Here is an 11477-nt window from a genome sequence, read left to right as displayed (position 1 = left end):
TGGGACCCATCGGCCGAACGAGGTCGCGTGGTTGATTGGAACTCGCGTCGCGGAAACCATCTTGGCCAGCGACCCAACACGCCGCACCAACAGGCCGGACATATGGACGCAAGCGATCCGATCAAACCTCACAAAGCTCTTGTGCCACGGGGGCCGTCCACATATGGGTCCCGGATCGGCACTCGCTAACGCTCGCCTGTCCGGGACGACGGGCTGAGATTGAGGGGCTTGTAGCGGACGACGGCTAACGTTTTTGCCGCCGCTTGGTTGATTGCGTCGGCACATCAGCGGGCTCGTCCTTCAGCGCGCCGATCCGGCGCAGGGCGGCATCCGCGGCGCGCTCGCCGCTTTCCCAGGCGCCGTCGACGGTGCCCCACAGGGTCTCGTGAGTCGCTTCGCCCGCGAGGAACATGCATCCGATCGGCTCGCCCAAAATCCTTCGCGAGAGCTGGCCTCCGGGCGAAGCCGCCGACATTGCGCCCAGCACGAAGGGCGAAGCATTCCAGCGCGTCGCGCTGGTCTTCTTGATGGCCGCAGCCGCTTCACTGCCGAACAGTTTTGTGATCCATTCCCTGGCAAAAGCCGCCATCGCCTGCTCACCCTGCTCGGAGAGATCGCGGCCGAACGAGCCGCCGACGTCGATCGAGCACAGCGACGAGCCGCCGATATTGGCAAACAACAGCGCGGTGCGCGTCGAGTTGCTCTGCTCGATGAGGCTGTCGTCGCGCGATAGCCCGAGCGGATTGCCCGGCAGTTGCAGCACGATGTGATCGTAGCTGCCGAGACCGAGTTTTGCCGCGGCATCGAGCGTCCGCTTGGGAATGTCGGGTGCAAACTTGATCGCGCCCGCGGTGAGCACGTTGGTCGAGACCGTGATGATGGCGGCGCGGGCAACGATCTTGCCAGCCGGGGTTTCGACGCTGACGTCGCGATTGCTCCACGCCATCCGGCTCGCCGGCGTCGATAGCGCGACCGGCACCGGCTCGCCGAGCTTGCTGATCAGCGTGCCCAGGCCCTGGCGGCAGGCGATCGCAGCGTTGCGGTCCTGCGCGCGCGCCTTGTCGATCGCCGATAGCTCCTTGAGATCCTTGCCGGCGAAATTCGCACCCAGCAGGAATTCGACAGCGCCCGCCCAATCGCCGAGATCTTTTGGCAGCACTGCGGCGCAAGACGTATCCAGCTTGCCGCGCGAGGCCTCATCGATGGCGCGATTGGCGCGCACCAATGCCGCCAGAAACTCCTCGGTCTCGCCGGCGCGCGCATTGCGGCGGCCGATGCGCATCTTCTGGCCGGCCGGCGCCGGCAGGACGTCGAGCCCGACGCTGCGCGCCAAGCGGATCATCGGGTTCGTTTCGGGATTGTGCATCCAGCGCGCGCCGCGATCGAACGGCACGTCGAAGGTCGCGCTATCAGTGATGCAGCGGCCGCCGATCCGGGGCGCCGCTTCAACCACCACGACCTTGCGATTGGCCGCCATGATGCGCCGCGCCGCAGCGATGCCGGCGGTGCCTGCGCCGATCACGACAATGTCAGCCTCACGCGGCAGCGGTGCGGCCGTTGCGCGCAGAACCGGCGCTGCGGCGAACGCTGCCGACGCCGATAGGAAGCTGCGGCGCGTGATTGTCATGTCATGGTTTCCGGGGACTTGCGGGGAACGGGAACAGCTAGCGAACCTAGCCGCATCCGATGTTGCGCAGCAACCATCATGGTGAATCAATCGTAGTTGAGCTCACGGAACGATGAACCGAATTGCAACATGTTTCGACCATGATAGAGAAGTGAAAAAGACGGCCGGAAAAGGCCGTGGGGGGAGTTTGAGATGGGGACCGTGCTGGACTCAGTGGGCAAGCTCATTGCCCAGTACCTCTCCAAGGAGGTGCCAGGCTACGAGCCGTTCACGCCGAGCGACCCGGAGCATCTGCGCGGCGTCATCCAGCCCGGCGACGTGCTGCTGGTCGAGGGCAATAACCGCATCTCCGGCATCATCAAGTATCTCACGCAGTCGACGTGGTCGCATGCCGCGCTTTACGTCGGCCCGGTCGAGGGCGCCGAGGAGCCCAACGGCGAGCCGCATGTGCTGATCGAAGCCAATATCGGCGAAGGCGTCACCTCCGCGCCGCTGTCGAAATATTTTCCCTATCACACCCGCGTCTGCCGTCCGGTCGGGCTGTCCCATGAGGACCGCACCACGGTTTGTCGCTATGCGATCAACCGCATCGGCTTCGGCTACGACACCAAGAACATCGTCGACCTGATGCGCTATCTGTTTCCGTTGCCGGTGCCGCAGCGCTGGCGGCGGCGCATGATCGCGATCGGCTCGGGCGATCCGACCAAGATCATCTGTTCGGCGCTGATCGCGCAGGCCTTCGACGCGGTGCGCTACCCGATCCTGCCGAAGATCACCAAGGCCGGCAGCCGCGCGGCCCGCCGCGAGATCCTGCACATCCGCGACTCCTCGCTCTACATGCCCCGCGACTTCGATATCTCGCCCTATTTCGAAGTCGTCAAACCCACCATCGTGCACGGCTTCGACTACACGGCCCTGCACTGGGCCGACAAGCAGAAGCCGCTCGAGGAGGTGGCGGGCACATTCAGTGTGTTTCCAGAAACGATCAGTACGCCGCCGCTCGTTCCTGAAGCGATTGACGAAGAAGCGCCGGTTGAAATTCCGGTTGAAGAAGTGACGGCGGGAGAAGCGCCTGCACAGACGGCGGAGATGGTCGAACGCGTCACCGTGTTGGAGCATTTCCGGCTACTGAAGAAGATCGCGATGTATCGCCCGCGGCGTGCACGCGCATGGGCGGCTTGGGACCTCCGCCCCAATGTCGTCCTGGCGAAAGCCAGGACCCGTTACCCCAGGGAGCAGTTTGGCGAAGACTTGTCGTTCGGTACCGAACGCAGTCGATAGATTCCGCGGTATGGGTCCTGGCTTTCGCCAGGACGACGCGGGAGATAGCTCGCGCGCTTACCACGACAGAACGCGTGGCGATAACTACCGCTCCGCTCGCCCGATCACTGCCATAAGCTCCGCGATCTTCTCGCGCTGGTCCGCCTTGTCGCCACTCGCGATCGCGTGCTCGACGCAATGGGCGACGTGATCCTTCAAAATCTCCTCCTCGACCCGGCGCAGTGCCGCGCGCACCGCCGAGATCTGCGTCACGATGTCGATGCAGTAACGGTCTTCCTCGACCATTTTCGACAGGCCGCGAACCTGGCCCTCGATCCGGCCGAGACGTTTTCCGACAGATGTCTTGATGTCCTCGCGCATGACGTCTATATACCCCTACCGGGTATAAGTTGCAAGGCCGGAGCATCGGAATGAACGACGTCGAACACAAGCATCAGCACAACGCGGACGATCATACCGGATGCGGCTGTTCCGCCAAGGCCACGCCGCCAGTTGCCAAGCCCGCGGCATCCTCATGCTGCGGCGGGCATGGCGATCATGCCCATCATGCCCATCAGCATCACGACCATGGAACCGGCGAGAAGGTCCGCGACCCCGTCTGCGGCATGACCGTCGATCCCGCAACCTCGAAGCATCGCTTCCAACATCACGGCGAAACCTTCCATTTCTGTTCAGCCGGCTGCCGGACGAAGTTCGCCGCTGATCCCGCCAAATATCTCGCCAAGGAGAAGGCGCCCGAGCCCGAGATGCCCGCGGGCACGATCTACACCTGCCCGATGCATCCGGAGATCCGCCAGATCGGACCCGGAAGCTGTCCAATCTGCGGCATGGCCCTCGAGCCGGAGGTCGCGAGCCTCGACACCGGTCCCAATCCGGAGCTCGCCGACATGACGCGACGGTTCTGGATCGGCGGCGCGCTGGCGCTGCCGGCGGTGGTGCTGGAGATGGGCGGCCACCTCGCCGGGCCGCACAACTGGATCGATCCGACGCTGTCGAACTGGATCCAGCTCGTCTTCGCCACCCCCGTGGTGTTGTGGGCCGGCTGGCCGTTTCTGGTGCGCGGCTGGCAGTCGCTGGTCACGCGCAATTTGAACATGTTCACGCTGATCGCGATGGGCACGGGCGTCGCCTATGTCTACAGCCTGATCGGCACCGTCGCGCCGCACATCTTTCCCGACACGTTCCGCGGCCATGAGGGCGCCGTCGCCGTCTATTTCGAGGCGGCCGCGGTCATCACCGTGCTCGTGCTACTTGGCCAGGTGCTGGAGCTGCGCGCGCGCGATGCGACATCGGGTGCGATCAAGGCGCTGCTCGAGCTCGCGCCGAAGACCGCGCGCCGCATCGATGCCGACGGCAGCGAGCATGAGGTCGAGATCGATTCGCTCCACGCCGGCGACCGCCTACGCGTACGCCCCGGCGAGAAGGTGCCGGTCGACGGCATCATCCTGGAAGGGCGCTCCTCGCTCGACGAATCCCTCGTCACCGGCGAATCCATGCCGGTCACCAAGGAGGCCGGCGCCAAGGTCATCGCCGGCACGCTCAACCAGTCCGGCGGCTTCATCATGCGCGCCGACAAGGTCGGGCGTGAGACGCTGCTGTCGCAGATCGTGCAGATGGTCGCGGACGCGCAGCGCTCGCGCGCGCCGATCCAGCGGCTGGCCGACCAAGTCGCCGGCTGGTTCGTGCCGACGGTCATTCTCGTCGCCATCGTCGCCTTCGCAGCCTGGGCCTGGTTTGGACCGGAACCGCGGCTCGCCTTCGGCCTCGTCGCCGCCGTCAGCGTGCTGATCATCGCCTGCCCCTGCGCGCTGGGACTCGCGACCCCGATGTCGATCATGGTCGGCGTCGGCCGCGGCGCGCAGGCGGGCGTCCTGATCAAGAACGCCGAAGCGCTGGAGCGGATGGAAAAGATCGACACGCTCGTGGTCGACAAGACGGGCACGCTGACCGAGGGCAAGCCGAAGGTGGTCGCAATCATCCCGGCCGCCGGTTTTGCGGAGGACGACATTCTTCGGCTGGCGGCCAGTGTCGAGCGCGCCAGCGAACATCCGCTGGCGGACGCCATCGTGCGTGCGGCGAAGGAGAAGCAGCTCACCCTCGGCCAGGTCGACCAGTTCGATTCCCCGACCGGCAAGGGCGCGACCGGCAAGGTCGACGGCAAGACCATCGTGCTCGGCAACGCCATGTACTTTGCCGCGATCGGAATCGACACCAAGACGCTCGACGCGGAGGCCGAACGCCTGCGCGGCGACGGCGCGACCGTGATCAACATGGCCGTCGATGGCACACTTGCCGGCCTGTTCGCCATCGCTGATCCGGTCAAGGCCTCGACCCCGGAAGCGCTGAAGGCGCTCGCCGCCGAGGGCATCAAGGTGATCATGCTGACCGGCGACAACCGCACCACGGCAGAGGCGGTCGCGCGCAGGCTCGGTATCGCCGAGGTGGAAGCAGAAGTCCTGCCGGATCAGAAGAGTGCCGTGGTCACAAAACTGCAGAAGAACGGCCGCAGCGTCGCGATGGCCGGCGATGGCGTCAACGACGCGCCGGCGCTGGCCGCGGCCGAGGTCGGCATCGCGATGGGCACGGGTACCGACGTGGCAATGGAGAGTGCCGGCGTCACCCTGCTCAAGGGCGACCTCACCGGCATCGTGCGTGCACGAAAGCTGTCGCAGGCGACCATGCGCAACATCCGCCAGAACCTGTTCTTCGCCTTCATCTACAACGCCGCCGGCATTCCGATCGCGGCCGGCATCCTCTATCCGGCGTTCGGGATCCTGCTGTCGCCGATCATCGCGGCGGCGGCGATGGCACTGTCCTCGGTGAGCGTGGTCGGCAACGCGTTGCGACTGCGCGCGACGCGGCTGTGATCATAGCGGCCATGGTGCGCTCCCTCGCCCCGCTTGCGGGGTCGTGACGAGCTTCGCTCGCGCCGAGAGGGTTGGGGTGAGGGGGAGTCTCCACAGGGACGGCAAGAGTTGTATTCGCGGAGAGTCCCCCTCGCTCGGAATTCAAGCTACGCTTGAATTCCGAGCTCTCCCCGCAAGCGGGGCGAGGTAAGAAAGGCCCGGCTGAGGCGCAGGAGCATCTTCATGCAGCGAATTACGATCACGATCGAGGACGATCTGCTGGCAGAGATCGATGCCGCGGCTGAGGCGCGCGGCTACCAGAACCGCTCCGAGATCATCCGCGATCTCGCGCGTGCAGGACTGCAACAGAGCACCGAGGATACCGGGCAGACCGGCCCGTGCGTTGCTGGCCTCGTCTATGTCTACGATCACGCCGCCCGCGATCTGTCGAAACGACTGGTACAGGAATTCCACGGCCATCACGATCTCGCGCTGGCGACGCTGCATGTCCACCTCGACGACAACAATTGCATGGAGATGACTGCGCTGCGCGGCGACGCTGGCGAGGTCAAGCATTTCGCCGACCACATCATCGCCGAACGCGGCGTGCGCTATGGGCGCGTGGTGATGATCCCGACGGGGGAAGGCAAGCAGCCGAAGGCGCGGAAGCACGGGCATCGGCACGAGTAGTGGCGCTGTGCTTCCCCTCTCCCCTTGTGGGAGAGGTGGCTCGCCGCGTACGTAGCGGCGAGACGGGTGAGGGGTATCTCTCCGCAAGCGCTTCTCTCGCGATCGAGCTCACGGATAGAGACCCCTCATCCGGCGCGCTACGCGCGCCACCTACTCCCACAAGGGGAGAAGGAACAGCAGTCCACGCGACCCTAGGCCGCCTTCGCTGCGCTCCCGCACGGCAGGCCGGCCCGCGCGACGCCGCCGTAGAGCGGCTCGTTCGGCATTTCTTCGCGCAGGATCTTGCGCACTGCGATCAGCTTCTCGAGGTCGATTCCCGTGGCAAAGCCCTTGCTCTCGCAGAGGAAGACGAGGTCCTCGAACACGACGTTGCCGGTCGCGCCGGGCGCGAAGGGGCAGCCGCCGAGGCCGCCGAGCGAGCCGTCGAGGATTCGTGCGCCTTCATCCAGCGCGGCTGCGGCGTTGGCGATGCCCATGCCGCGGGTGTCGTGGAGATGGATGCAGATCGGCTTTGAACCTGAGAGCTTCACCGCGGCGCGGGTCAGTTCGGCCACCTGCTTCGGTCCGGCATAGCCGACCGTGTCGGCGATCGCGACGAAATCGACGCCTGCCTCCAGGCACTTGTCGACCAGCCGCAGCACTTCCGCAGGGTCGACCGGACCGACAATCGAACAACCCAGCGCCATCGAGATGGCCGCATTCACGAGCGGCTTGTGCGGGCTGGCGTCACGCATCTCGCAGAGCCGCCTGACGTTGGCGATTGCGGATTCGCGAGAGCGATGGGCATTGGCCTGGCTGTGCTCCTCAGTCGCAGAGACCACCGAGGCAATCTCGCCGACGCCGGACTCCAGGGCCTCGTTCACCCCGCGCTCATTGAGCGCGAGCGCGATGCCGTGCGCGCTCGGCAGTTTTGCGACGGTCGTGATCACATCGCGCACATCGACGAACTGCGGAAAGGTTTTCGCCGGCAGGAACGAGCCGACCTCGAAATGCCGCACGCCGGCAGCGTATTCCTCGCGCACCCAGCGCTGCTTGGCCTCGGTTGAGGGAAACTTTTTAACGAGCTGGAGCCCGTCGCGCAGACCCACTTCGCGCAGGCACACGCGCTCGGCGGGGTAAATCTCCTGTATCCGGCTCATGCGCGTCTCCCTGCAGCTTTGGATGCGGCATCTTCATTGTCGATCTCGGCACGGACGGCCGCGGTGTCGGCGCCGAGCGGCGCGACCTTCAAGCCTTCGCCGATATTGCCGCCGTTCCACTCTATCGGCAGCGCCGGCACGCGGAACGGCTTGCCGTCGGCAGTGACGTTGTTGACGAGGCCGCCCGGCCGCAGCACGTGGGGATCGGCAAACAGATCCTCTGGGCGGTTGATCGGCGAGAAGCAGATGTTGAGCGCATCGAGCTTTTGCGACAGCTCCGCCACGTTCCATTGTTTGATCACTTCGGCCACCCGCGGAATGATCCGCGACCGCGCCAGGATGCGGTCGGTTGTGGTCCGCAAGGCGGGGTCATTCAGAAACTCCACAAGGCCGAACTCCCGGCAGAAGCTCTGCCAATGGCCTTCGGTGACGACGCCGATGAAGATGCGCTCGCCGCCGGCGGCATCGAAGATGTCGTAGATCGGCCAGGCGTGCTCGCGCTCCGGCATCGAGCGCGGCTTGTTGCCGGTCATCTCATATTCGACCATGTGCTGGGCGACCAGGAACAGGCAGTTCTCGAACAGGCCGATGCGGATGTCGGCGCCGGCGCCCTTGCCTGCCCGCTTCTGATAGAGCGCCGCGAGAATCGCGATCACGCCGAACATGCCGCCCATGATGTCGTTGGCGGATGAGCCGACGCGCTGCGGCTTCTCGCGCGTGCCGGTCATGGCGGCAAGGCCCGACATCATCTGTACGACCTCGTCGAGCGCCGGGCGATGCTCGTAGGGTCCGGACAAAAAGCCCTTGTGGCCGGCGACGATCAGATGCGGATGCCGGCGGCGCAATTCGTCTGCGCCAAGCCCCTGTTTGGCGAGCTGGCCATCCCTGAAATTCTCCAGAAACACGTCGGCGGTCGCGAGCAGACAGTGCATGGTCTCGCGATCCTCTGCCTTCTCCAAATCCAGCACGACACTGCGCTTGCCGCGGTTGAACAGCGGGAAGAAGGAAGTGCCCATGCCGCCGAGGCTGCGGGTCTTGTCGCCTGCCGGCGGCTCGACCTTGATCACCTCGGCCCCGAGCTGGGCGAGGATCATGCCGCAGGTCGGGCCCATGACCATGTGGGTCATCTCGACGACGCGCACGCCTGCCAGCGGCAGTCCGCCCGCCGATCCTTCCCTCTCCATGCGCCTCTCCCTGTTCAACGGCCGACAGCCTAGGCCTTCACAAGCCTTCTTAAAAATATAATCTGTCGAATGATGTATTCACGGTTTTCGAACGCTGACCTGCCGATACTGATCTGACATGGATTCGCGCCAGCTCCGCTATTTCATCGCCGTCTATGAGCAGCGGAACCTGTCGCGCGCCGCCGACCAGGTCAATGTCGCGCAGTCGGCGCTGAGCCATCATATCTCGAATCTCGAAGCCGAATTTGCAGCGCCCCTGTTCGAGCGCAAGTCGCGCGGCATGGAACCGACCGCCGCAGGCGAGCGGCTCTACGAGCACGCGCGCATCATCCTGCGTGCGATGGCCGAGGCCGAGACCGAGGTGCGTCAGGGCGCGCGCGTGATCGCGGGTGACATCTCGATCGGCATGGCCAATTCCGGCGTCAAGGCCATCGGCGTGCCCCTGATGCGCACCGTGCTCACCGACTATCCGAAGCTGAAGCTGTCGCTCACCGAGAGTCTCTCCGGCGCGACGCTGATGCATCTGATGGCCTCCGATGTCGATCTCGCGCTGGTCTACAATCCACCGTCGGAAAAGGACCTGATCGCCGAGCCGGTGCTGGAGGAGCAGATGTTCCTGGTCGGCACGGCGAAGCTGGTCGGCAAGGCCAAGTCACCGATCAGGTTCGAGGAGCTGAGCCGGCTGCCGCTGATCCTGCTGCGCCACGGCCTCTCCGCCCGTGCATTGCTGGATGATCCGGTGCTGCTCAAGCGGCTGGAAGCCAGCGCGATCCTGCACGCCAACTCGATCAGCGGCATGACCGGCGCGCTGGTTGCGGGCCTCGGATGCACGATCGCGACGAAATTGTTCGCGCAGGAGCAGCTCGCGGCGGACCGCCTCGTCGCGCGCGAGGTGATCGAGCCGAAGCTGACGCGAACACTCTACCTCTGCCGCCTGCGCAACCGCCCGATGACCTATGTGATGGAAGAGATGCGACGGCTGATCATCAAGCTGATCGCCGAGCAGGTGCATGGTGGTGCCTGGCAAGCGAAGCTGTTGGGTTAAAGCGGCAACGGCGGCGCAGCGCTCCCTCTCCCTGTAAGAACGGGGAGAACGGCGAGTTCGCGTTTCTCGAACGCTTCCATCGATATGTTCGTCTGGATTTCTGGCTCGCAGCCGCCAACATGGCGCGATCCGGCAGGGCTTCAGTAAGAAAGCCACCGGGACCAGCGGAGAGCACATCCGCGCGCACGGGAGGACATCATGAGCGTCGTGGGTATCGACAGCGGCTTTGAGCTCGACGCGGCGGCCGCGGCGCCGGACGAAGTCTCGCAGCGGCTCGAGGCCATGCCGGCCTCCGCTTACGTCTGGCGCCTCGTCATCCTGCTCTCGCTCGGCGGCTGCTTCGAGATCTACGATCTGTTCCTGACCGGCTACATCGCCCCGGGCCTGAGCCGCAGCGGGCTATTGACCACGACGACGCAGGCGTTCTTCGGCTTCTCCGGCATCGGCGCCTTTGTCGCCTCGACCTTTGCAGGCTTGTTCGTCGGCACCTTCTTCCTCGGCTTCCTCGCCGACCGCTTCGGGCGGCGCGCGATCTTCACCTATGCCCTGCTCGGCTATACCGCGGCGTCCGTGATTATGGCCTGCCAGACCTCTTCCGGAGGGCTGCTGTTCTGGCGCTTTCTCGCCGGCGTCGGCATCGGCGTCGAGGTCATCACCATCGACGCCTACATCACCGAGCTCGTGCCGAGCTGGATGCGCGGGCGCGCCTTCGCTGTGAACCAGGCGATCATGTTCATCGCCGTGCCCATCGTCGCCTTCCTCGCCTGGTGGCTGGTGCCGCTTACCCCGTTCGGCATCGACGGCTGGCGCTGGGTGGTGCTGATCGGGGCTGCCGCCAGCATGATCATCTGGGTGCTGCGGCTGTTCCTGCCCGAAAGTCCGCTGTGGCTGGCGCGGCATGGCCGGACTGAGGAGGCCTTCCGCATCCTGGCGAGGCTGGAGGCGGCCGCGGGGAGCGGCCCCCCATCGCGCCCCGGCGTTAACTCGACGCGTCCCGCGACGCGGCCGGTTGCGAGCGTCGGCTTCGCCGATCTGTTCCGCCCGCCTTATCGCTCGCTCGTCGCCCTCTTCATGGTGTTCAACCTCTGCCAGGCCTTCGGCTTCTACGGCTTCGCCAACTGGGTGCCGACGCTGCTGGTCGAGAAGGGCATCACCGTCACCAAGAGCCTGCAATATGCCTTCATCATCGCCTTCGCCTATCCGATCGCGCCGCTGCTGGCGGCGAGCTTTGCCGACAGGTTCGAGCGCCGATGGATCATCGCGGGCGCCTGCGTCGCCATCATCGTCTTCGGCATGGCGTTTGCGCAGCTCACTGCGCCGGCGCTGCTGATCATCTGCGGCGTGTTGCTGACGGCCTGCAACACGACGATGTCCTACGCCTATCATGCCTATCAGACTGAGGTGTTTCCGACGCAGATCCGGGCGCGCGCCTCCGGCCTCGTCTATTCGATGAGCCGTCTGAGCGCGACATTCTCGGGCTTCATCGTCGCCTACACGCTAAAGGAAGGTGGCGTCACCGGCGTGTTTGGCCTGATCACCACGGCAATGCTGGTCGTGGTGATCGCAATGGCGTTGTTCGGTCCGAACGTGCGCGGCAAGCCGCTCGACGCAGCGTAGCAGCCGCTAAGCTCGTCCCGCTTCGGCCCAATCGCGCTTTAGGCCGCA

8 protein-coding genes and 1 pseudogene are annotated in these 11477 nt (G+C 65.2%); 5 read left to right on the top strand and 4 right to left on the bottom strand.

The window, feature by feature from the left end:
• Positions 1-244: 244 nt before the first annotated feature.
• Positions 245-1627, bottom strand: a complete 1383-nt coding sequence (locus AYJ54_RS40010) for a flavin monoamine oxidase family protein (protein WP_063708000.1) — start codon at positions 1625-1627, stop codon at positions 245-247.
• A 192-nt stretch (positions 1628-1819) separates the two neighbouring features.
• Between AYJ54_RS40010 and AYJ54_RS40005 the strand changes: the two are divergent.
• Positions 1820-2788, top strand: a pseudogene (locus AYJ54_RS40005) (YiiX/YebB-like N1pC/P60 family cysteine hydrolase); the annotation flags it as partial.
• Between the two features lie 204 nt (positions 2789-2992).
• Here AYJ54_RS40005 and AYJ54_RS40000 read toward each other — a convergent pair.
• A complete protein-coding gene (locus tag AYJ54_RS40000) occupies positions 2993-3268 on the bottom strand; it encodes a metal-sensitive transcriptional regulator (protein WP_063707999.1) in 276 nt (91 codons plus the stop codon).
• A 50-nt stretch (positions 3269-3318) separates the two neighbouring features.
• Here AYJ54_RS40000 and AYJ54_RS39995 point away from each other — a divergent pair, with 50 nt between their 5' ends.
• Positions 3319-5775 (top strand): heavy metal translocating P-type ATPase, encoded by a 2457-nt coding sequence (locus AYJ54_RS39995; protein WP_063707998.1) that lies wholly within the window; start codon positions 3319-3321, stop codon positions 5773-5775.
• A 222-nt stretch (positions 5776-5997) separates the two neighbouring features.
• Entirely contained in the window at positions 5998-6444 is a 447-nt protein-coding gene (gene nikR, locus AYJ54_RS39990) for a nickel-responsive transcriptional regulator NikR (RefSeq protein ID WP_063707997.1), read from the top strand.
• A gap of 191 nt (positions 6445-6635) precedes the next feature.
• Here nikR and AYJ54_RS39985 read toward each other — a convergent pair whose 3' ends face one another.
• Positions 6636-7583, bottom strand: a complete 948-nt coding sequence (locus tag AYJ54_RS39985) for a hydroxymethylglutaryl-CoA lyase (protein ID WP_063707996.1) — start codon at positions 7581-7583, stop codon at positions 6636-6638.
• Entirely contained in the window at positions 7580-8767 is a 1188-nt protein-coding gene (locus AYJ54_RS39980) for a CoA transferase (RefSeq protein ID WP_063707995.1), read from the bottom strand. Before AYJ54_RS39980 ends, AYJ54_RS39985 begins: the two co-directional genes overlap by 4 nt.
• A 118-nt stretch (positions 8768-8885) precedes the next feature.
• On the opposite strand from AYJ54_RS39980, the gene AYJ54_RS39975 reads away from it, so the two are divergent.
• Complete coding sequence (locus tag AYJ54_RS39975) at positions 8886-9812, top strand: LysR family transcriptional regulator (RefSeq protein WP_063707994.1); 927 nt, start codon at positions 8886-8888, stop codon at positions 9810-9812.
• Between the two features lie 198 nt (positions 9813-10010).
• Positions 10011-11429: an MFS transporter gene (locus AYJ54_RS39970; RefSeq protein WP_063707993.1), complete on the top strand. Its 1419-nt coding sequence runs from the start codon at positions 10011-10013 to the stop codon at positions 11427-11429.
• Positions 11430-11477 lie beyond the last annotated feature (48 nt).

This window comes from Bradyrhizobium centrolobii (assembly GCF_001641635.1).
GTDB classification, from domain to species: Bacteria; Pseudomonadota; Alphaproteobacteria; order Rhizobiales; family Xanthobacteraceae; genus Bradyrhizobium; species Bradyrhizobium centrolobii.
This window is presented reverse-complemented; position numbering and strand designations above follow the sequence as displayed.

Bases quoted from the DNA above. Each gene is read 5' to 3' on its own strand.
- AYJ54_RS40010 (WP_063708000.1), bottom strand. From the start codon at position 1,627: ATGACAATCACGCGCCGCAGCTTCCTATCGGCGTCGGCAGCGTTCGCC.
- AYJ54_RS40000 (WP_063707999.1), bottom strand. From the start codon at position 3,268: ATGCGCGAGGACATCAAGACATCTGTCGGAAAACGTCTCGGCCGGATC.
- AYJ54_RS39995 (WP_063707998.1), top strand. From the start codon at position 3,319: ATGAACGACGTCGAACACAAGCATCAGCACAACGCGGACGATCATACC.
- nikR (WP_063707997.1), top strand. From the start codon at position 5,998: ATGCAGCGAATTACGATCACGATCGAGGACGATCTGCTGGCAGAGATC.
- AYJ54_RS39985 (WP_063707996.1), bottom strand. From the start codon at position 7,583: ATGAGCCGGATACAGGAGATTTACCCCGCCGAGCGCGTGTGCCTGCGC.
- AYJ54_RS39980 (WP_063707995.1), bottom strand. From the start codon at position 8,767: ATGGAGAGGGAAGGATCGGCGGGCGGACTGCCGCTGGCAGGCGTGCGC.
- AYJ54_RS39975 (WP_063707994.1), top strand. From the start codon at position 8,886: ATGGATTCGCGCCAGCTCCGCTATTTCATCGCCGTCTATGAGCAGCGG.
- AYJ54_RS39970 (WP_063707993.1), top strand. From the start codon at position 10,011: ATGAGCGTCGTGGGTATCGACAGCGGCTTTGAGCTCGACGCGGCGGCC.